This window comes from Candidatus Alcyoniella australis (assembly GCA_030765605.1).
Taxonomy (GTDB): Bacteria; Lernaellota; Lernaellaia; order JAVCCG01; family Alcyoniellaceae; genus Alcyoniella; species Alcyoniella australis.
The window spans coordinates 84,965-106,493 of sequence record JAVCCG010000085.1; the positions used below are offsets into that span (position 1 = coordinate 84,965).

General features: G+C 63.0%; 17 protein-coding genes and 1 tRNA gene. 9 read left to right on the plus strand and 9 right to left on the minus strand.

Annotated features, from left to right (window positions below; genetic code table 11):
- The first annotated feature begins 9 nt into the window (after positions 1-9).
- The 3 genes from P9M14_09390 to P9M14_09400 all read left to right on the plus strand — a co-directional run bounded on the left by P9M14_09390 (position 10) and on the right by P9M14_09400 (position 3,505).
- On the plus strand, positions 10-777 hold the full coding sequence (locus P9M14_09390; GenBank protein MDP8255951.1) for a pseudouridine synthase: 768 nt from the start codon (positions 10-12) through the stop codon (positions 775-777).
- The gene (locus P9M14_09395) at positions 774-2,630 is read left to right on the plus strand and encodes a hypothetical protein (GenBank protein MDP8255952.1); all 1,857 of its coding nucleotides are present in this window, start codon (positions 774-776) and stop codon (positions 2,628-2,630) included. Before P9M14_09390 ends, P9M14_09395 begins: the two co-directional genes overlap by 4 nt.
- 104 nt (positions 2,631-2,734) lie before the next feature.
- Positions 2,735-3,505, plus strand: coding sequence for a sulfide-dependent adenosine diphosphate thiazole synthase (locus P9M14_09400; GenBank protein MDP8255953.1), 771 nt, complete (start codon positions 2,735-2,737; stop codon positions 3,503-3,505).
- A 20-nt stretch (positions 3,506-3,525) separates the two neighbouring features.
- On the opposite strand, the gene P9M14_09405 is transcribed toward P9M14_09400, so the two are convergent.
- Both P9M14_09405 and P9M14_09410 read right to left on the minus strand, forming a co-directional pair.
- Complete coding sequence (locus P9M14_09405; protein MDP8255954.1) at positions 3,526-4,653, minus strand: deoxyguanosinetriphosphate triphosphohydrolase; 1,128 nt, start codon at positions 4,651-4,653, stop codon at positions 3,526-3,528.
- Positions 4,650-4,928: a MoaD/ThiS family protein gene (locus tag P9M14_09410; protein ID MDP8255955.1), complete on the minus strand. Its 279-nt coding sequence runs from the start codon at positions 4,926-4,928 to the stop codon at positions 4,650-4,652. The genes P9M14_09405 and P9M14_09410 overlap by 4 nt, the downstream gene beginning before the upstream one ends.
- 236 nt (positions 4,929-5,164) lie before the next feature.
- Between P9M14_09410 and P9M14_09415 the strand changes: the two genes are divergently transcribed.
- The 4 genes from P9M14_09415 (at position 5,165) to P9M14_09430 (ending at position 10,482) form a co-directional block, all read left to right on the plus strand.
- Positions 5,165-6,460 carry a hypothetical protein gene (locus tag P9M14_09415; GenBank protein ID MDP8255956.1) on the plus strand — a complete coding sequence of 432 codons (1,296 nt, stop codon included), beginning with the start codon at positions 5,165-5,167 and terminating at the stop codon, positions 6,458-6,460.
- Positions 6,457-7,515: a hypothetical protein gene (locus tag P9M14_09420; GenBank protein ID MDP8255957.1), complete on the plus strand. Its 1,059-nt coding sequence runs from the start codon at positions 6,457-6,459 to the stop codon at positions 7,513-7,515. Before P9M14_09415 ends, P9M14_09420 begins: the two co-directional genes overlap by 4 nt.
- 8 nt (positions 7,516-7,523) lie before the next feature.
- Positions 7,524-7,898 carry a hypothetical protein gene (locus P9M14_09425; protein MDP8255958.1) on the plus strand — a complete coding sequence of 125 codons (375 nt, stop codon included), beginning with the start codon at positions 7,524-7,526 and terminating at the stop codon, positions 7,896-7,898.
- Positions 7,899-7,968: 70 nt separating this feature from the next.
- Positions 7,969-10,482: a HEAT repeat domain-containing protein gene (locus P9M14_09430; GenBank protein MDP8255959.1), complete on the plus strand. Its 2,514-nt coding sequence runs from the start codon at positions 7,969-7,971 to the stop codon at positions 10,480-10,482.
- A 46-nt stretch (positions 10,483-10,528) separates the two neighbouring features.
- Here P9M14_09430 and P9M14_09435 read toward each other — a convergent pair whose 3' ends face one another.
- From P9M14_09435 to lpxB, 5 genes are read right to left on the minus strand one after another with little or no spacing between them, the layout of a single operon-like run.
- Complete coding sequence (locus P9M14_09435) at positions 10,529-10,777, minus strand: hypothetical protein (GenBank protein ID MDP8255960.1); 249 nt, start codon at positions 10,775-10,777, stop codon at positions 10,529-10,531.
- Positions 10,774-12,057, minus strand: a complete 1,284-nt coding sequence (locus tag P9M14_09440) for a glycosyltransferase N-terminal domain-containing protein (protein MDP8255961.1) — start codon at positions 12,055-12,057, stop codon at positions 10,774-10,776. The genes P9M14_09435 and P9M14_09440 overlap by 4 nt, the downstream gene beginning before the upstream one ends.
- Entirely contained in the window at positions 12,054-13,775 is a 1,722-nt protein-coding gene (locus P9M14_09445; GenBank protein ID MDP8255962.1) for a glycosyltransferase family 39 protein, read from the minus strand. Before P9M14_09445 ends, P9M14_09440 begins: the two co-directional genes overlap by 4 nt.
- A complete protein-coding gene (locus P9M14_09450) occupies positions 13,776-15,629 on the minus strand; it encodes an ABC transporter ATP-binding protein (GenBank protein MDP8255963.1) in 1,854 nt (617 codons plus the stop codon).
- 1 nt (position 15,630) lies between these two features.
- Positions 15,631-17,457 carry a lipid-A-disaccharide synthase gene (lpxB, locus tag P9M14_09455; GenBank protein MDP8255964.1) on the minus strand — a complete coding sequence of 609 codons (1,827 nt, stop codon included), beginning with the start codon at positions 17,455-17,457 and terminating at the stop codon, positions 15,631-15,633.
- A 184-nt stretch (positions 17,458-17,641) separates the two neighbouring features.
- Between lpxB and P9M14_09460 the strand changes: the two genes are divergently transcribed.
- Entirely contained in the window at positions 17,642-18,058 is a 417-nt protein-coding gene (locus P9M14_09460) for a hypothetical protein (GenBank protein MDP8255965.1), read from the plus strand.
- 133 nt (positions 18,059-18,191) lie between these two features.
- Here P9M14_09460 and P9M14_09465 read toward each other — a convergent pair.
- Together P9M14_09465 and P9M14_09470 are read right to left on the minus strand one after the other, a co-directional pair.
- Positions 18,192-18,266, minus strand: a tRNA-Val gene (locus tag P9M14_09465).
- A gap of 44 nt (positions 18,267-18,310) precedes the next feature.
- Complete coding sequence (locus tag P9M14_09470) at positions 18,311-20,575, minus strand: hypothetical protein (GenBank protein MDP8255966.1); 2,265 nt, start codon at positions 20,573-20,575, stop codon at positions 18,311-18,313.
- 335 nt (positions 20,576-20,910) lie between these two features.
- On the opposite strand from P9M14_09470, the gene P9M14_09475 reads away from it, so the two are divergent.
- Positions 20,911-21,525 (plus strand): hypothetical protein, encoded by a 615-nt coding sequence (locus P9M14_09475; GenBank protein ID MDP8255967.1) that lies wholly within the window; start codon positions 20,911-20,913, stop codon positions 21,523-21,525.
- The last annotated feature ends 4 nt before the right edge of the window (positions 21,526-21,529 follow it).

Sequence of the window (21,529 nt, forward strand, 5' to 3'; positions counted from 1 at the left end):
GGAGTATCAATGGAACGTCTGTCCAAAGTCCTGGCCAACGCCGGTGTTGCCAGCCGTCGCGGCGCTGAAGAGCTGATCAGCGAAGGGCGAGTGATCGTCAACGGCAAGGCCGTGCTCGAACAGGGAACCAAGGTCGATCCGCAGCGCGACCACATCAAGGTCGACGGCCGACGCATCCCCGCCTCCCAGCCCAAGATGGTAATCGCGCTGAACAAGCCCCCGGGCTACGTCACCACGACCAACGATCCCGAGGATCGGCCCACGGTCCAACAACTCGTCCAACGCGTACCGGTACGGATGTTCCCGGTGGGCAGGCTCGACTTCGACACCGAGGGACTGCTGCTGATGACCAACGACGGCGAGCTGGCTCAACGGCTGTCTCATCCGTCTTTTGGCGTGGAAAAGAGCTACGTGGTCAAGGTCAAGGGCCGGGTCGCGCCCTCCGACGCTGTCTGGCTGGCCCGGGGGGTCGAGCTCGAGGACGGAATCACCGCGCCGGCCAAGGCTGAGGTGCTGCGCCGCATGGATCGCAACACCTGGCTGCGGTTGACGATCAAAGAGGGACGGCATCATCAGGTCAAGCGGATGTGCGAGGTGATCGGCCACCCGGTGATCAAACTGCTGCGCGAGCGCTACGGGCCACTGCGGCTGGGAGACCTGGGGCGCGGCAAGTGGCGTCAGCTCGAGCCCAAAGAGATCGAGCGGCTCAGGGTCGCGATCAAACCCGCCAAGGTTCGACAGCCGAGCAAAGGTTCGCCACGCGGACGAAAAAAATGAACCGCGAGCGCACGGCCCGCCGTTGGCCGTGGTGCCTGGCGTTGGGGCTGGGTTTGGTGCTCGCAGCCCTCTGTTGTTTTTTCACATCAGCACACGGCGAGCTGCTTGCAACTCCCATCGATCCTTATCGCATAGCCGACCAAGGACTAACGCGCGCCCAGCGGCAGCGCGCGGCCCAGGTTGTGCGTGCGACCTTGGCTGACCGCAACTATGCGCCCTCCGGGCTCGAGTCGCCCCCATGGCACGACAAGCTGGTGGTGGTCGGCGTATTTCCGCGCGGGGCCAAGCCGCTGATCGGCTGGGCCTGGGCAGAAGGCGAACTGGACCGCAGTCTGGCCCAAGCCACGCGCCGTGCCATTGAAAACGCCGGGTTCAGGCCACGCCCGCGCGATCTGGAGCACTCGTCGATCCGCATCGACTTGGCCTACCGGGTCTGGAAGGCCGCCGTGCGCCCGGACGATCCGCTGGGAATCTACCTGCGCATCGGCGTGGACGGGCTGCTGCGCGTGGACCGCGGCCGGGCGATACTGATGCCGCCCTACGAGGTGCTGCTCGAGCCCTGGGAGCCGGCGATGGGCAAGCGCTCGCGCATCCGCAAGTCGACCATGCGCGACGTGCTTTCGCAGCGCGCGGGCGTGACCGAACGCAAGTTTCTTGATGCCGAGTTCTTCCGCCTGCGTTGCCGCACGCTAATCCAGACCGCGCCCGATGCAGAGGTGCTCACGCTGGATGACGGCGAACTGCCCCTTGACCCGCAGCACGTTACTGCGCCAATGATCAAACGCGCGCTGGTCGACGGCTCGTACTACCTGGTGCGCTCGCTGCGACGTAACGGCGACTCCGGGCTGTTCAGCTACCTCTACGACCCGGCCCGCCAACGCTATAACGGCCCGCTGAGCTACAACATCGTGCGCCACGCGGGCTGCGCTTACGGTCTGTACACCCTGGGCGCGGCGCTGGAGGACGAGACCGTGATCCAGGCCGCTGACCTGGCGACGCAATACCTACTGCAACAGCTTCGGCGACCGCTGCTGCACCCTGAGACGCTGGCGGTCGGCAACCACGGAACGCTGACTTTGGGCGCGGCGGCGCTGACCCTATTGGCGCTCGACGCGATGCCCGAGACCCGCCGCGGCGATCAGGAACAGCGGGCGATGCTCGGGCTGGCGCGCTTTATCGATCTGCTGCAGCACGAAGACGGCCGTTACTACACCGACTATCACGAACTGGTGTTCGACGAACCGCTGACCCAGGCGCCGTACTTCCCGGGCGAGGCGCTGCTGGCAATGACGCGGCTGTATGAGCTGCGGCTCGAGCTTAGCTGGGTGCGCGAGCATTGCGTACGCGCCGCGGACTGGCAGACGGCGCAGTTCCAGACCACGGGCAAGCCCGAGAACTGGGTGGTTCAGGGCCTGGCGCGGCTGCATCGCCTGACCGGCGATGAGCGTTACGCCCAAACCTGTTTTGCCATGGCCGACGCGCTGGTCGACTCGCAGTTCCCGGCCGGTTACAAACGAGCCGAGTGGGTCGGCGGATTCAGCAACTCGCGACCACCGCGTACTGCTCCCGCGGGCAGTCGCTCGGAGGCGTTGCGCGAGGCGTACTTGTTGGCCCTGGAATTGGGCGACGAAGAGCGCTCGGCGCGTTACGGCCAAGCGCTGCTGCTCAGCACGCGTTTTCTGATCACCCAGATGTACGGCGATCAGACCTCGTACTACCTGCCCTTCCCCGAGTCGGCGCGCGGCGGCATCCGCGGCTCGTCGATCCAAAGCCTGGTGCGAATCGACTACAACCAGCACGCGCTGGTGGGCATGCTCGGCGCCTGGGAGGCGGCGAAACGCCGGGAACAATAGAGCAGATCACGGTGGCCAAGCCCCCTTTACTTGGCCCGGCGTTGGTGTAATCTTGGGCCTCCGCCGCGTATCAGCACAACGAATAATTCCCGGGAGCCGACCAGATGGAAGAGCGAATCAGCCAAGCAATCGTTAAAAGCTATTTCGATAAATTACTCGCCAACCTGACCGTAGACGTGGCGATCGTCGGCGCGGGTCCCGCAGGATTAGTGGCGGCCCACGACCTGGCCGCAGCCGGGAAAAAAGTCGCGATGTTCGAGCGCAAGCTCGCACCGGGCGGCGGCACCTGGGGCGGCGGCATGCTGTTCAACGAGGTGGTGGTGCAGCAAGAGGTATTGGAGCTGCTCGACGAGTTCGGCATCGGCCACCGGCCCGCCGGCGACGGTCTGCACACCCTGGATTCGGTGGAACTGGCCGCCGGGCTGATCCACGGCGCACTCAAGGCCGGGGCCAAAATCTTCAACGCGGTAAGCGTTGAGGACATCGTGTTCCGCGAAGGCTCGGTGGGCGGAGTGGTGATCAACTGGACCCCGGTGCAGCACATGGGCCTGCACGTCGATCCGTTGGTGGTGACCTCCAAGGCGGTGATCGACGGCACGGGCCACCCCAGCGAGGTCGCTACCCTGGCCGCACGCAAGGCGGGCATCAGGCTCGATACTCCCTCGGGCGCGGTGATGGGCGAGAAGCCGATGTGGGTCGAAAGCGGCGAGCAGTCGACCGTGGAGAACACCAAGCAGCTCTACCCCGGGCTCTACGCCACGGGCATGGCGGCCAACAACGTCAGCGGCGGATTCCGGATGGGGCCGATCTTCGGCGGCATGCTGCGCAGCGGACGCAAGGTCGCACAGATGATCGTCGAGGATCTCTCCGAGTAGTTAAAAGCAAGGCTCGCGAGCTAACCCAGGCGTCTGGCCTCTTCCAGGGCAAAGCGGTCGGTCATCCCGGCAATATAATCGCAGATCGCGCGCGGCAAACCTTCCTTGTCGGCGATCTCGCGGTACTTGGGCGGCATCAGCTGCGGACGATTCAGGAAAGTCTCGAACAGCAGATTGATCGAACGCACGGCCTCGTCGCGCGATTGCAGCAGCTTGGGGTGCTCGTAGAGGTTGCAGCGCAGGAAGGCGCGCAGCTCGTCGCGTAACGGCTCGAACTGTTCGGAGAACACTATCAGCGAGCGCTCCTGCGCGCGCACGTCGTCGATCGAGTCGATCCTCTCGGCATTGAGCAGGCGGCCCGAGGTCAGCACCGCGTCGTCCATAAAACGACTGATCAGCGCCGAGATCGTGCGCAGCACCAGCCGGCGTTGATCGATGTTCGGCCAACGCCGTCTGACCTCGGCGGCGGTCAGCGCCCACAGCCGAACCCGCTCGAGATCATCGAGGGGCAGCAGTCCGGACTCGATGCCGTCGTCCAGGTCGTGATTGTGGTAGGCGATCTCGTCGGCAAGATTGATCAGCTGGCCCTCGAGCGTGGGCGGGCACGCGCCGTAGAGTTCGGCCTCGGCGAACCCGGGACGGTCGTAGATTGTGTTGTGCTTGATGATCCCCTCGCGAAACTCGAAAGTCAGGTTGAGCCCGCGAAACTCCGGGTAGCGCTCCTCGAGAAATTCGACCACGCGCAGGCTCTGGCGGTTGTGCTCGAACCCGCCGTGGTCGGACATCAGCCGGTTGAGCGTGGCCTCGCCCGCGTGGCCGAACGGCGTATGTCCCAGGTCGTGGGCCAGGGCCAGCCCCTCGGCCAGCTCCTGATTGAGTTGCAGCCGGCGGGCGATGCCGCGCGCGATCTGCGCAACCTCGATCGAATGGGTCAACCGCGTGCGGTAATAGTCACCCTCATGATTGACGAACACCTGGGTCTTGTACTCGAGGCGCCGGAACGCGGCGCAGTGCACGATGCGGTCGCGGTCGCGCTCAAATGCCGGCCGCGAGTCGCGGAACACCTCTGGATACCGTCTGCCGCAACTGGCGTCGCTGCGCGCTGCATAGGAAGCTAGGGGATAGTTCTCGGATGAAATCATCTTCATCCGCCGCCGATCGCGGGAAAGATCGCGATTTCGTCCCCGTCGCTGAGCACGGTTTGGTGCCCGTCGAGTCGCCGCACGTCGACTCGGTCGACGTAGACCGCGACGTGTCGATGCGGCGTGCGGTCTTTATCGTAAATCCGTGAGGCGAATCCGGGGAACAGCTCGTCGAGCCGCGCAACGGCCTGGCTCACATCATCGGCCTCGAGCTGAACTTGGCGTTGATTGCCCGCGAGCTTGAGCAGCGCCAGGGGAACTGTAACTTGGACTTTAGCCATCGCAGCGATTGTCATTGGGGCTGGGGCGGCAAGTCAACCCTTCGGCTCTCCGGCCTTGTGGCCGGGCTTGGAAAATCAATCTAAACGGCGTCGAATTATCGCAAACCGCTTACCACTAATAATCCTAGTCATCCGACCTTGACCGAAAAACTTCCAATTTCTATACTAACAAGAATTTTCTTAATGACATGTTCCTGTCTAGCCAGCACAGATACTGATAATTGAGAGGACTTTTCGTGCTCCGAAAAACACTCCTCAGCTGCTGTATTCTCGTCCTGCTGCTCGGTTCAACGGCATACTCCGCTGACATCTACGTGCGCTCGATCACCATGCCGTACTACTTCCAGACTTATTACGCGGACGAGAACACCGACCGGCTACCGGTCTACCAATTCCTCAGCACCAGCCTGGCCGATTTCGGCGCCCAGGGACTTAGCATCCACGCCTCGGGCTGGGGCCGAATCGAATCGATGGATCGGCCCAATTTCGAGCCCTGGGAACAAGTCGATCAGAACGACGAGGAATTGCCGATAGGCGACGGCGACCTGACCTACGGCTTCCTGCAGTACGAAGGGCCCGAGAACTTGTTCACGATCAGGGCCGGCCGGATGATGCTCGGGCCCTCGCTGATCGTCGAACCGTTCGACGGCGGTAGCTTCGTCGGCCGCTTCCCGATCGGGCTCAACCTGACCTGGTTCGGCGGCGCGCCGGTGGTCAGCTCGATCGGTGATCGCGAGGGCGACTGGATCTTCGGCGGGCGACTGGATTACGCCCTTGATCCGTTCTTCGAGTTCGCCGCGACGTACACCAAGAAGATCGAAGAGCGCACCATCGACAACGAGATCGCCGGCCTGCAGCTCAACTCCACGCCGCTGCCCTGGTTCGCCTTCTCGGGCCACATCTATTTCGATACGCGGATGGCCGAGGTCTACGACGGCGAGAGCATGGCCGTGTTCCGCCCACTGGGCGGATCCAAGATCATCGCGCTCTACGAGCGGGTGACGCCCTCGACGCTGTTGGGCAAGGCCAGCCCGCTCTCCGTCTTCACCATGGACGCCTACCACCACGGTCAGCTGGCCACGACCTTCGTGTTTATGACGCATCTCGAGGCTCGCGCCGAGTACGGCATTGTGGCGTTCGAGGACAAAGCGCTGGGCGACCCCTCGCACCGCGCCTCGGGTGGCCTGGCAGTAATCTACGGCAAGCAGTTGGCCAACAGCCTCGGGATTCAGTACGTCTACCTCAACGATCCGCAGCGCGGCTACAACCAAGCGCGCATGTATTACCGCCAGGGCTTCGCCAAGCGGCTGTTCTGCACCGCCGACGTGGCCGGCACGCTGCTGGACGAGGAGATCTACGAACAAGACGTATCGCTGAGCGCCACCGGGACCTTCGGCATCGACATCACCGATTATTTCCAAATCGTCGGATCGACGACCTACGTTCAAAATCCGTTCTACGAAGATGAAGTGCGGGGGCTGCTGAAGCTCTCCTTCAACGTAGACAAAACCTTCTGGAGTTCCGACCAATGAGCAGCAGCCCACGCTCTAAAGCGACGCTGATCGTCGTTGTTGTGCTGTGCCTGCTGGTGTCGGGGATTGCCCTGGGGCAGCATCGGCGCGGCAAACGCGCCTCCGACATCCGCATCGTGCATCAGAAGCATATCGATCGGAACATGGCCTGCCTGGACTGCCACGCCAACATCCGCGAGCACACCGGCGCCAACCGGATCTATCCGCCCAAGTCGATTTGCGACAGTTGCCACGACGTGAAGGACCGCGAACAATGCGGGCTGTGTCACGTCGAGATCGCGCGCGTCGAGGACTCGGTGGGTTACGGCGACGAGATCCGGCCGATTGTCTTCTCCCACGCCGATCACCCGCAGACAATGGACGACTGCGAGGACTGCCACGGCTACGGCGGCAGGCTCGATCCGAGCGTGCTCGACCACGAGGACTGTAACGCCTGCCACAGCGAGGCGATCGAGAACCTGCAGTGCGCGCTTTGCCACCGCACCTTCCAGTCGATCGGCCTGAGCAAGCTGTCCAACTTCTCGCACAAAGACAACTTCCTCACCGACCATCCCGGATTCGCCAGGCTGACCACACGCACCTGCTCGCAGTGCCACCATCTCGACTTCTGTACCGACTGCCACAACAAACGCGAGGGCGTGTTGCGCTCATCGGTCAAGTTCCCCGAACTGGTGCGCCGCAGCTTCATCCATCGCGGCGACTGGATCACGACCCACGCAGCCGAGACCGGCTTCCAGCAGGAGCGCTGCCTGAAGTGCCACACGATCAACACCTGTCAGAGCTGCCACGCCCGCAACGGCAAGGGGCCGCAGTCCGAGGTCAAGCTGATGACCCATCCCAAGGGCTGGATCAATCCCAACAGCTCTAAATTCCACGGGCCGGAGGCCAGGCGCCGCATCATCGAGTGCGCCTCGTGCCACGACAGGGGCCCGGGCAGCAACTGCATCCGTTGCCACTCGCTGCCCCAGAACAATCCGCATCCCTCGGGCTGGACGACCGCTCCGGGAATTGAGCGCGGGAAAGACCGTCCATGCTCGTTCTGCCACAAGGATTGAGGCTGACAATGGCTGGTATAAAATCGTCTATCGTCTGGTCGCTGCTGATCGCGCTGGCGCTGGCATCGCTGGTCTCGGGATGCGCGGAGCCCAATCCGGACGCGCCCACCGGCAGCGAGGACCAGATCTACAGCGGCCCGCAAGCGCCGGCCTGGCATCATCCCGAATCTCAATGCACCGAGTGCCACGAGGATATGGTCTGCACCGGCTGGAATTCCCCGAATCAGTGCGTCTTGTGCCACGAGGTTCAGCCCGGTCCGGAGATTCCGACGATCACCCACGGCGAGCGGCCGGACTACTCCTGCATCGAGCAGGGATGTCACTACAACGTGCACGGCGGTGTACACTCCGACGATCAGTGTTTGGCCTGCCACTCGTATTGAGCGATAAGCGGCCGGGCTGATCGACTGCCGCAACATAGGATTTAAACCCAATTCTCCTCGGATGTCCGAAGTGAGTACTGAACAGCCCCCCAAGACCTCATCCGACTCCAAGGGATCCTCGCTGATTCGCAACGAACAGTTTCTCGAGGCGACCCTCGAGTTCGTCCAGGCCATCAGCGGTACGATCGTCAACGTCAACCGCTACCCGCCGGGCAGCGCGGCGATCTCAATGGCCATCGAACGCGCAATTAAATCTTTGAACGAGGCCTTCGAGTTCTCTGCCACGATCAGCCTCGGACAAGCCGACGACCTGTTGCTGATCGACGACACCGTGCTCGGTGAGAAAATCCAAAAACGAGGATACGTGCAGGGGTTCGTCAAGAACCTCGTGGGCCGCCAAGTCCAGAGCATCTCGTTCGACAAGGGGTTGGACGAAGAGGAGCTGGTCCAGTTCCTGCGTGTGCTGGGAACGCGCAGGGAAGATCTCGATAAAGAGGGCACGCTGCACGAGGTGATGAACAAGCGCGGCATCACCAAAATCAAGGTCGACGAAAAGATCTACATCGCCTTAGCCAAGGACCAGGCCGTCGCCAACAAGAGCGACCTGGAGCGGCTGGCCTCCTCCGGCGGCATGAACATCAGCGCTGAGGGCGTGTCCAGCGGTATGTTCATCAAATTCCTGATGAGCAAACTGCCGATAGACGATCTGCAGAACATCGACTACAGCGACAGACAGATCAACGAGATGCGCGAGGAGGACTTCCCCAAGGTCGCCCGCGCCATCGCAATGGCCATCGAGGGCCAGACGCTAAGTGTGGGCCGGGGCGGCGACGAGCACGAGGACGGCGAAGTCGCCCAAGGGGCGCGGATCAAGAATTTGACCGACACGATCGTCAAAGTCAGTCAGACGATCGCCAAGTTCCCCCAGCCTGAAGTGCAGACCAAGCTGATCGATAACTTCCTCAAGGTCGTGGTCAACTTCCAGCCGCATACGCTGACCCGCGTGCTGGTCGACACCATCGATGAGGACGTCAGTAAAATCGGAATTAAGAAACGGATCATCGAGCACATCGGCCCGGACAAGCGCGCCGACATCCTCGAGGTGATTCAGGAGAACTACACCTCGATCATCGGCGGCATCGCCCCGGATGACTTCGAGGTCAAACGCGAGGTGGTGCTTGAAAGCGCCAGGGTGCTGGCCGCGCTGCTCGACATCAGCGCCAAGCTCGGCGAGACCCAGATGCTTGATCGCGGAAAAAAGATGATCCAGACCGCCGAGGTGCTGGTGCGCGAAATGGCCAAACCCGAGGGGCTGCTGTTGATCAAGCTCAAACGTCTGATCACCCAGCCGCCCGCGGAACTGATCAAGCCCGAGGTCTCTAAACACCTACCCGGGCTGATGGACCGCGTGATCTCGCACAATCGTTACGACGTGGCCAAGCGCCTGCTCGAACACGTCGGCGACAACCTCAAAGTCGCGTCGGCCGACGACCGTATTACGGCCGCGCGTGTGCTCAGCGCCGGATTGGTCAAGCTGGTCCGCTCGCAAAAGCCACTGAGCATCGACGACGGTCTGAAGATGCTGACCTCCGGAATCGCCAAAGAGCAGCAGCCCGAGGTGCGGCTGGTCGAGTTGCAGGAACTCGGCGGACTGATCGACGAGGCGATCGATGCCCGGGCATTCGGTTCCCTCACAAAATTAATCGATTATCTTCCGGCGCTGAAAAAGGCGCTGAACGGATCGGACGAGCAGGCGGCCAAGGCACTGGCCACGGTCGACGCCAAGATCTCGTCCAACCGCGAGCTTGTCATGCAGCTGATCGAGAGCTACGGCGGAAATAACGACGCGCAATCGCGGACCGCCGAAAAGGCAATCATGTCCATCGATCGCGCCAAGCTAGGATCGCAACTGCTCGACCTGCTACGCGACAGCGACGACCGGCGCGCGCGCAAGAAATGCCTGACGCTGCTTTCCAAGATGGCCCGTCAGCTCCAGAACGAGCTGCTCTCGCGAGCCGCGAACCCGGACAACCAATGGTACTTCGACCGCAACCTGGCGCTGCTGCTGGGCGACGCGGGAACGCCGCAGGCGATCGCAGCCATCGACAAGCTGCTGGACCATAATGAGGAACGCGTACGTAAAGCCTGCGTACAGTCGTTGATCAAGATTAACAGTGGGCAGGCCAACGATCTGCTGATCAAGTCGATCGACGATTCGAGTTCAATAATCAGGCGTCAGGTCGTCAACCATTTCCGCACCAACTCCAGCCGCAAGGCGGTTGACAGGCTGATCGCACTAATCAAAGACAGCGCGGTCGTCTACAGCCAGCCCCATGAGGATTTAGTGCTGGACGTGTGCCAGGCGCTGGGCAAGATCGGCGACCCACGGGCGATCGAACCGCTGGCCGAATGCCTCAAGCCCGACGGGCTGTTCGCGCGCAATAAAAAGAGCGACAACGTGATGGTCGCCGCTGCCAACGCCCTGGGAGATATCAAGAACGACGAGGCACAGACCGTGCTGGCCAAGAACAAGCGGCACCGCAAGTCGGCCGTGGCCCAGGCAATCAAGCAAATTTTAAGCTAATTTAAAATTATCGTAATACACGAGCCTTGCCGCAGCTGATAGCCGCCTAATCGACCTTTTTCCGCATTCCGTCCACGGAATCCTCGATTACCTCGACCGCATCGTCCGCCAGGTCCTCGGCTCCGTCCGTTGCACGTTCGATAGTCTTTTTTACCGGCCGCTCCACGTTATGATGCCAGCCCACGGCCTTGCGCGCCTCGTGGCAGATGTCGGAAAAGATCCCGTCGCCCCCGGCGATCCCGAATATGAACATCGCCAGGATCCCGAACACGACTCCGATTGAAAATCGCTTCATCGCCCCTCCCCGATAATTTCGGGCCAGCGTCGGGCGAGCACCGACAGGGTTCGGTCAACCGCGCCGCTGCCCGAGCGCACCGCCAGTTGTCCAGCTTGGCCCATTGTATCGCGCTTCACGGGATCGGACAGCAGCTCCACGACGACGTCTGCCAGCCCCTTGCCGTCGCGCACCGTACACAATGCGCCGGCGTGCTGCAGCGTCGAGATCTCGGAAACGAAATTCTGCGTATGCGGGCCCACCAGCACCGCCCTGGCTTGTGCGGCCGGCTCAAGCACATTGTGTCCGCCGACCCGCGCCAGGCTGCCGCCGACAAAGCACACGTCGGCCAGACCCAGCACCGAGGTCAGTTCGCCCACCGTATCGAGCACCAGCACGTCCGCGTTCTGGACGACGCCCGGGGTCGAGCGCAAGTCCACACTGAGCCCCAGAGCCTCGAGATCAGAGCGGCCCTGCGACACGCGCTCGAGGTGCCGCGGGGCAACCAGCAGACGGCACTGAACGCCGGCCTCCCGCGCGGCCAACAACGCCCTGCCGCATGCGGTCTCCTCGCCCTGGTGAGTACTGGCGCCGATCAGCAGCAGGCCCTCGCCCTTAAAATCGAGCGCAAGTTTGTAGGCCTCGCCTTGCTCGGCTGTGGCGATCGGGCTGTCGAACTTGGCGTTGCCGCTGATAAACACGCTCGTGGGCTTGGCGCCGATTCTGATCATGCGCGCGGCATGCAGCGTAGTCTGAACCGCCTTAACTTCGATGGCGGCGAAGATCGAACGCAGCCCCGGCCGCGCCATGCGGTAGCGCGGATAGCTGCGATCCGAGAGCCGGCCCGAGACCAGCGCCAGGGGAATTGCATGATCGCGATGGGCCCAGATCATCTCGGGCCACAGTTCGGTCTCGACCAAAATCGTGATTCGTGGTTGCGCCCGGCGCAGCCAGATCTGCACCAGCGGTCGAAAGTCAAAGGGGAACAGCACGGTAGGAATCTCGTCGCCCCAGCGATCCGTCGCTGCCTGACGCCCCTCGGGTGTGGAGGTGCTGATCAAAAGCGGCCCCAGCCCACGCGCGCGCAGCGCCTGGATCAGCGGCTCCGCGGCCCGCACCTCGCCCACCGATGCGGCATGTACGTGCAACGGCGCTTTGCAATCGGCGGGCAACGAAATCAGCCCCAGCCGCTCCAAAGCGCCGCGACGCCAGCGCGGACGCAGCAGCGCACCGACCGCCCAGGTCGGAATCAACACCAGGGCGGCGACGTACCACAGCAGGTTGTACAGCGCGCGAATCATCTGTTCTCCCGCTTATCCCTCAGCCGCTGTGCCACGTTGCCCAACGGATCGTCAAAGTAATCCTCGAACGATCCCGCCACGCCGAACCCCTCGCAGCGCCAAACCTCGGACCGGCCGAAGGTCCGCCCGTCGCGGCTGAACTCAAAATCGGGCAACCTTCGGCAGCAGCTCAGCAGCGGACGCAACGCGCTCAGCAGCGGCCGGGCGTGCCGACCCAGGGTCTGCTGCGCGCCCAGGCCCAGCGTGCCGAACCACTGACGCACGTCGCAGCCGCCGCAGCGCTCGACGTATCCGCGCAACAGCTCGCAACCGCCGAAGTGCTTGCGAAAGCGCGAGGTCAGCTTCATTCCCGGCAAATCAACGATCACGAACGTCCAGCCCTCAAGCGCATGATAATCCACGCGCAGATCGTAGTCGTTGCCCTTGGTCGAATAATTGGCGCTGAAGGTCTGCGGGCTTCCCGGCAGGTGGTACTCCAGCTCGCTGGCGATCTGGTAGCAACGCGATCCGGCGATGGTGTGCGCCGGGTCGGGCGCGTCCTGGATCTCGCGCTGCACGCGCTGCGCCAGCTCGGGCCAGCCGTAGGCCTGGTCGGTTAGGTCCCTGGCGCGCTGCGGCATGCCGATCGCGCTGATAATCCGGGCCACGGGCAAAATCGGACGTAGCGCCTGCACGTGCATCACCACGGTCAGCACCGCGGCGATTACCAGCAAGGCCACGCCCAGCCGTGCGATTGCGCGCCGCCCCCCGCGCCAAGCATCGACCGTCCAGCTCACCGCCAGCAGCACCAACGGTGCGTGGGCCAGGGCCGGCCAGTTGGCCTGAACCTCGGTGCGAAATGCGATCAGCAGGAAGTAGATCAGCATCGGCACGCTGAGCAACGCCAGCAGCAGCTCGGGCGACTGGGGTCGACGGCGATAATCTTGCATCGCCCGCACCGCGACCACAGCTCCCAAAATTGCCGGTGGCACCAGCACGAGCTGCGCCAGCAACGTCTCGACGAAATATTGCAACGCCTGGCCCAAATCGGCGTGCGCCCGGTGCCCGATCTTGTCCACCACCAGCACTGTGATCCACTGATGCTCGACGTTCCAAACGATCACCGGCGCGAAGCCGATTGCCACGATAGTCGCGGCCAGCCACGGCCAGGGCGTGCGCAGGCTCGCGCGCAGCCTGGGGATCGCCAGCACGCACAGGGCGACCATCGCGCAGAGCAAGGTTGCAGTCAGCTTGGAGTACAGCGCGCCCAGCAGCGCCAGGGCCAGCAGCGTGTAGTTCAACGCGCCGGGCTTTTTCAGCAGCCGGGCCATGGCGTACAGCGCCAGCAGCCAGAACAGGCTGAGCACGGTGTCGTGGATCATCAGCACCGTGCCCGCGGCGAACAGCGGCACGAGGTTGAACGCTATCGCGCTAAGCAGCGCCTTGGTCTTATCGGCGAACAGCGTCCGCGCCGTGAGGTAAACCAGGATCGTGCCGCACACGCCCAGCAGCAGAGCCGGAGCGCGTACCGCCAACGGCGAGGTTCCCAGCAGCCGCGCGCTCAGCGCGTTGACCCAGGCCGTCATCCCCGGCTGGTCGAAGTAGCACAGCGCCAGGCGTTTGCCCCAGGTCCAGTAGTAGGTCTCGTCCGGGATCAGCCCCAGCCGCGAGCAGAACAGCAGCCGCGCAGCAGTAATCAGCGCGATCGCTCCTGCCAGGGCCAGGGCGTGCCGCCGCAATTACTTATCCTGGAACTGGATCTGGTAGAGCCGATGGTACTCGCCGTTGCGAGCGATCAGCTCGTCGTGACGGCCGTCCTCGACGATGCGCCCCTGGGAGAGCACCAGGATGCGGTCGGCCTTGCGCACCGTTGAGAGCCGATGGGCGATGACGAACGTCGTGCGATTGCACATCAGGTTCTCCAGTGCGGCCTGGACCTCGGCCTCGCTCTCGGCGTCGAGGCTTGAGGTCGCCTCATCGAGAATCAGGATCGGCGCGTCCTTAAACAGCGCGCGGGCGATCGCCAAGCGCTGTCGCTGTCCGCCGCTAAGCTTAACGCCCAACTCGCCGACTCTCGTTTGGTAGCCCTTGGGAAACCCGGTGACAAAGCGATGGGCATTGGCCGCCTTTGCCGCGGCCTCGATCTTGCTCGGGTCCGCGTCGCCGTGGCCGTAGGCGATGTTGTTGGCGATCGTATCGTCGAACAGGAAGGTCTCCTGGGTCACCAGTCCGATGTTGCGTCGCAGGCTGTTCAGACTCAGATCGCGCAGGTCGACCTTGTCGAATAAAATGCGGCCGGAGGTGACGTCCCAAAAGCGCGGGATCAGGTTGGCCACCGTGGTCTTGCCCGCGCCGGAGCTGCCGACCAGCGCCACGACCTGGCCGTGATGCACATCGAAGCTAAGGTTGACGAGCACCGGCTCGCTGTCGTAGGCAAAGCTGATGTCGTCGAACGCGATTTGTTCCGGCGCCTTGGTCAATTCGATCGCCCCGGGCTTCTCGGTGACTGTCGGCTCTTGGTCCAGCGCCTGGAAAATCCGGTCGGCCGCGCCAAGCGCCTGCTGGAAGCTGATATTAAAACGATTGATCTTGCGCAACGGCTCGTACATCAACCCCAGGGCCGCGAGGAAGCTGAAGAACTGTCCGGGCGTACTCTGGCCGGTTATCACCTGCATCCCGCCGAAGATGATCACGCTGGCCGCGGCCAGCGCCCCCATCACCTCGATCACCGGGCTGCTCAGCTCCGAGAACAAAATCTGTCTGACGTTGGCCTTGTAGACCCGTTCATTCTCGTTGACGAAACGATCGATCTCGTAACGCTCCATACCAAAGGCCTTGATCACGCGGATCCCGGCGAAGTTCTCCTTGAGGATCGACGAGAGCCGTCCCAAGCGTTCCTGTCCGCGCTTGGTGTACTTGCGCACTTTGCGGCCGAAGCGGACCAGCGGGAACGCGGTCAGCGGGAAGACGACCAGGATAATCAGGCTCAGCCAGAAGTTCTGGTAAAAGGCGACCATCGCCAGAGCCGCCATGGTCAGCGGTTCGCGGAACAGGTGGACCAGGCTGGGCATGGCGTTTTGCACCATCTGCACATCGTTGGTCACACGGCTCATCATGTTGCCGGTGTTCTGATCGCTGAAGAAGCCCACCGACATGTCCTGGTAGTGGGTGTACAGCTCCTCGCGCATCGACATCACGACGCGCTGTCCCGCCCGCCGCAGCAGCATTCCCTGACAGAAGCGGAACAGGCCCTTGAGCAGGTACAGCCCCACTACCATCCCCGAAAGCAGGTAGAGCATCCCTCCACGGTCAGCCACCGGGACCGAGAAGAAAGTGTAGCCCTCGTCGGTCTTGCGGATCGGATCGAAGCGCATTTTGTCCACCGGCGAGGAGGGAATCGTCGGAGCTTTAATCGCAGTAGCGAGCGCCGATGCGTCTTCGTCCCCGGGCAGGAAGATGCCGTTGAGGATCGGATCGACCAGGTAGGCCGTGGCGCCGGTGATGGCCGAGATGGAAATGGCACAGACTATCGCCAGCAGCAGCGACACCCAGTAGCGCTTGAAGCGCTCGAACAACTTTGCCCAACCCCCCATCTCAGCTCCTGTTCATCATCTCTCGGGCAATCGCGGCCACGCGCCCGATCACGTCTCCCCCGAGTAGCGACTCGCGTAAGGTTAGAAGCTCTTGGCGTGTTTGACCAGCCAACCGCGGGTCTTCGAGAAACCGCCGGGCCTCGGCTGCCAGCCGCTCGCCGGTGACCTCGGACTGAATCAGTTCCACCACCAAGTCGCGGCGGGCCACGATGTTGGGCAGTCCGACGCGGTCGATGCTCACCAGCATCTTCGCCAGCGAGTAGTTGATCCAGTTGCCCATGTAGGCGATCACCATCGGCAGGCCGCACAGGGCGGCCTCGAGGGTCACCGTGCCGCTGGTCACCAGGCCCACGTCGGCCGCGGCCATCAGCTCGTAGACCTCGCCCGTGATCACGCGGGCCTCGACCTGCGAACGCTCCAGCTCGGCCTCGATCCGCCCCGGCGCGACGCCCGGCGCCCGCGAGACCGCGAACTGCAAATCGTCGAAATCTTTCGCCAGCTCGACAGCGGCGTCGAGCATCGGCGGCAATAACAGATTGATCTCGCTACCGCGGCTTCCCGGGATGATCGCCGCCAGGCGCTTTTGCGGATCGAACCCGTGCTTGTTCAGGAACTCCTCGCGCCCCAGCTTGGGCCTGGCCCGCTGGACCAGCGGGTGTCCGACGAAGTCCACCTGTGCGCCGCGGTCGCTGTACAGCTCGGCCTCGAACGGGAAGATCACCGCCAGCCGGTCGATGCGCTTGGCAACCTTGCGCGCCCGGCCTTTACGCCAGGCCCAAACCTGCGGCGGGATGAAGTACAGCACGCGAATGCCCAGCCGTCGCGCGTGGCGCGCCAGCATCAGGTTGAAATCGGGCAGATCGATCAACAGCAGCAGATCGGGCCGCTGCTGATCGAGCAGGCGCATCAACTTAAGTAGTGCGCGCCTGATCCGACCCGCGCCGCCGAGCACCTGGGTGAAGCCCACGATGCTCAGGTCCGAGGCGTCCACCAGCTGCTCCATCCCGGCCCGCACCAGGTTCTCGCCGCCCATGCCCGCAGCCTTAAGTTGCGGTTCATCCTGCTGCAGCCGCTGGATCAGTTGCGCAGCGTAGACATCGGCGCTGGCCTCGCCCACCGAGACCGCGAGCAACGGACCGGGACGCTGGGGCGCTTTGCCCAGCCACAGCGGCCGCGTGAGCTCGAGCATGCCGCGGGCGATTAAAACCGCGAGCAGTCCGCCGACAATCACGTCGCTGGGATAGTGCGCTCCGAGGTAGACCCGGGCCGTCCCCGCACCCAGACCCAACAGCAGGTAGGCAATCGGCCGTCGCCGGTAGATGAACCACAGGCAGAACAGCAGGCTCCAGGCCGTTGCAGTATGGCCGCTGGGCATGCTCGAATGGCGACCCAATCCCGCGCCGAAACGGTAGAGCGCCGGACCGGCCAGTTCCGAGTACTGCGGCGCGTGCAGCGCAATCCACTGTGGATCGAGCTTGTAGACCTTCTTATCCCAAGGGATCCAATCGGCCAACACCGGCTCGTCGTGCCCGATGGGCGTGTTGAGCTGCTGCTTGAACTCCACGATCGGACGGGCGCGTCCGGCCAGCGGCTTGGCCAGATTGATCGTCAGGCCCGCGATTGCCACGCACAACGCCACGGCGAGCACACGGCGTCTGCCGTGGGCCGGGTCGTAGAGCAGAATCAGCGGAATGACCAACACCGCGGCGCACCAGCCGTTGCCCACCAAGTTCAGCAGGCCGAACAACAGATCTAGAAGCTCGTTGGAACAACGGCTGTTGAGCAGCAGAAACAGCTGCTGATCCCATTGTAAAACATGCGAGATCACCCGCGAACTCCCCTTTGTCGGCGCTATTGGATCGGCCGCGCATATTATATGTGGGGGTTGGCGATAAACCAAGAAGCGCCGTAGACCGGCCCCCGGGTGCGATCGGGAAAATCGTTTGACACTTATCAGGCTGCCCGATAAGATTTGCCAACGATATTTCAAACCCGGTTACAAGGAGAATTTCATGCGGCGTACCGCACAGATACTCGCAATTGGATTGTTGATCGCTCTGCCGCTGGCTGTCATGGCTCAGGACCTGACCTTCGGCGAGACCGACGGAGAGGCGCTGATCGCTTCCACGCTCAAGAGTCTAGGCGCAGAGACCGACGTCGATTTCAAAATCGTAGACGGCAAATACGACATCTATTGTGCCTGGAAATCCGGCACGGTCACCGACGAATACGAGTTCCTCGGGATGTGCATCGGGGCGAGCGCCGAGCTGAGCAAATCCCTGGACAAGCCGTGCTACAAGGTCATCGTCACCACCCAGACCGGCGCCAAGTGGGAGATCGAGATCCAATACGCCGTTCAGGCCCTGTTGATCGAAGACAACGAGCAGAGTGGGATGTTCCTGCTCGAGCATCTGCAAAAGATCCAATAGGCAGAGACCAACCAGCCGAACGTACAAGGCCCGGGGCTCAGAGCCCGGGCCTTTTTCTATCTCGCCTCGGCCGTTGAGGCAGCCGGATCAAATACAAAAAGGGCAGGGCTGATCGCCCTGCCCCGCTGTTTTCTGGTGGGCGGTACTGGATTCGAACCAGCGACTTCCACCGTGTGAGGATGGCACTCTTCCGCTGAGTTAACCGCCCAGAACCTAACAGGTCAATCTATATAGCCCGAGAGTTCGAGCTTTTCAAGTGGTTCTGCGCAGAATTAGTGTGTACAGCGCCAGCAGGGTTACCGGTAGCTTGAACAACCACAGGCTCCAGGCGGCGCCCGCGAATCCGGCCAGCGGGATCAGAATCAGCGCGCCGAGCAACCCTCCGATACATGCGCCGAGGTGATCGGCTCCCTCAAGCAGCGACGCGGACTTGCGCAGATCGTCCTGTGCCAGCAGCAGCGTCCCTGCCGGATAGCACAGCCCTGTTGCCGCGCCAGCCAGCGCCATCAGGCCGAACCACCAGGCGCGGCTCAGCCCGATGGCCGCTCCCAATACGTCGGTCGCCGCCAGTCCGGCCAGCGCAATCGCGGCCCAGACTGCCAGCTCCCCGAGCAGCAGGGGCGCTGTGTTGCCCGTGCGCAATCCGCGCGTCAGCCTTCGTCCGATGAAGCTGCCCGCAGCCAGGCCCGCCATGAACATCGCGGTAAACAGGCCGATCTGTTGGTAGAGGCTGCCGAAGCGGTTCTGGAACGCACTGATCAGCATCACGTAAAGCGCCATGCCCGCCAAGCCGGTGCTGCCGATCGACAGGCTGGTCAGCCCCACGCGCAATTTGCGTGGACCGCGGATCAGCACCAGCAGCGCGGCCGCTGCGCTGAGCAGCGCCAGCGGAAAGGCGAAGGTCGGCCACCGGGCCCGCGAGAGTTTGCGCAGCAGCGGGGCCAACGATCCTCCGGCGTACTGGTCCCAGAGGATCAGGCTTAAATAGGGGGCAATCGGCCGCTCGTCGGTGTTCGGCCGATCCGGCGCCAGCCGCTCCAGCGCACTGCGATGCTGCGCAATGCGGCCGGCGGGAAACAGCTCGCCGAACATTACGGGATCAAAGAACGGATCGTTCACGCCGCTTTGTTCGTAGCGCCGCGCCAGCTCTTGCGGATCGTCGGTGGCGGACGATCCGTTGGTGGCGTAAAACGTCGTGCGCTCCTCCGGCGAGATCAGCACGCGCGCGAACGAGCGTTGCAATGCCCGGAACACCGCGCCCTGGTAGGCGCCCATGTCGCCGCTGAGATAATTCTCCCCGGACTGCACGCCGATCACCAGCACGCCGTCATCGGCAAGGGTCCGCGCCGCCTGGTCGAAAAACTCCACGGTGGCGAAGCGGTTGAGCATGATTGTCGTGGGATCGGGCAGCGCCGAGAAAATCAGGTCGTAGCGCGGGCTGCCATTACGTAGAAAGGCCCGCGCGTCGCCGACCAAAATCCGTGCGCCGGCAAGCGCGGGCTGCGGATGCTCGAACTCACGGATCAATTCGCCGGCTACCGGATCGAGCTGCAGCACATCGACTTGCGCCCCGTACATTTGCGCGCGCTCTATGTGCTCGGCCGTGGCGCAGCCCAGCAGCAGCACATGGCGCGGATGCTCGACCTGGCACAGCGCCGGATGGATCGCCCGCGCAGCCGGGTAAGGATCGGGGAACGTCGCCAACAGCGTGCCCGAGCCGAACAGGTCGTACTGGCCCGCTGCGTGCGCCAGCACCAGATGTTGGTAGGGCGATTGCTCGACGCGCAACGGCTTGGCGGAAGGAACCATCGAGCGAAAGCGTGCTGTCGCGCTGATTCGATCGAGCCGCGCGCCGAATCCCGCCGCGATACAGATGATCGCAACGCTTGAAAAGGCCAGCCGCAGGCCGATCGCGATCCGGCCGCGGGCCGGCGGTACGCCCGCCAGGCAGGCCAGGGCAAACAGACCGAGGTGAACGCTGAACGGATCCACGCGGCCGATCAGCCATAGGCTGAGCAACGCTCCCGCCGCCAGGCTTCCCAAGGCCTCGATACCGAACGCGCGGCTGACCGGGTCTGACGGCGCGTTGCTTGATCCGCTCCACAGGTCCGCCAGATACACGAAGGCCAGGCCGACCACGGCGCCGGGCGGCACGAGCACCAGCAACGTGCCCAAGGCCAGCGCTGCGGCCGAGGCGTACTGCCCAGGGGCCACACCCAGCAGGGGTCGCAGCATGCGCGCCACGACCACGGCCGACGCCGAGACCAGCGGCAGCGCCGCGACTAAAACCGAGGCGTCAAGCCGCACCCGGCGCGCCGCTGTTGCGGCCAGGCCGATGCCGAGAAACCAGGCTGCGAACGACAGCCCGATCGACAGCTCGTTGCCCACGAAGGCCACCACAACCTCGCGCACAAGGATCGTCTGCGAGGTTGTGGCGGCAATCCCGAGCATCAGGATCAGCCACAGGTCGGCTCGTGGACGCCCCGCTACTGCGCAGCGTTGCAAACGATCATCCATCGTCCTCTATCATGCCATTTTTCCAGCACGCGCATCCTTCAGGAAAAAATTGTCTCGTATAGTCTCAATTCCCCTCGCAACACAAGGCGAAAAAATGTATACTTACCTCGAACCCGCTCCTCGCGATTAAGGTTCAAGAGTATTCCTTGATACAGCTACCGAGACCGCTCTCCCAAGGGATGCCGAGGTCCGAATAGATTTAAGCTACCGGGGACCACGGATAGGCGGACTCGACTAACGCAACGAACAGCAGTTTTGAGGCAACGCCTCACTATCAGTGCATTAGTGGACGTCTATTGACGATTAATTCGTCACGATTTTCAGGAGAATTCGATTTGACACCAGAACAAAACAGGGGACGTCGGAGACGTAAACGCAAACGCACGCAGGACAGCGGACAACTGCCCGGAGGCTACGCCGGTCCCGATCCGATCGTACTGACCCACCATTCGTTTACCGCTGATCCGCAAAAGCGCAGGCGCAACAACAACCGTTCCAACCAGTCCAACTCCCAGCGCAATCGACAGCAGGACAACAATCGCGGACAGCAGCAGAACCAGCGCCGTAACAATCAACCGTCCCGAGCCGTCAACGGCAGCTCCGAGCTCAACGCCCTACAGCTGTTCAGTCTTTACCACCTGGGCTTGACCCCCGAGGGGCAGTATCGGCAGCAGAACGTCAACGACATCGCCCGGCGCTTCAATAAATCCCCCGAAGAGATTCGGCAGCTGTTGGTCGATTTCGGTATCGATTCGGACACGATGCTCAACACCGAATTCGACGTCAGCCTGGCTCAGCTCGACATCCAGGTCGCGCCCGAGGGGATCAACAAACACGAGCTGGCCAAGTCGCTGTACCAGGATTTCCTCGATGCCCCGCGCAAAACCCGTGACTGGCATCAGGAGATCGCCAAGGACGCCGAGGAAAACAAGAAGACCTTCGGCAAATAGTCCC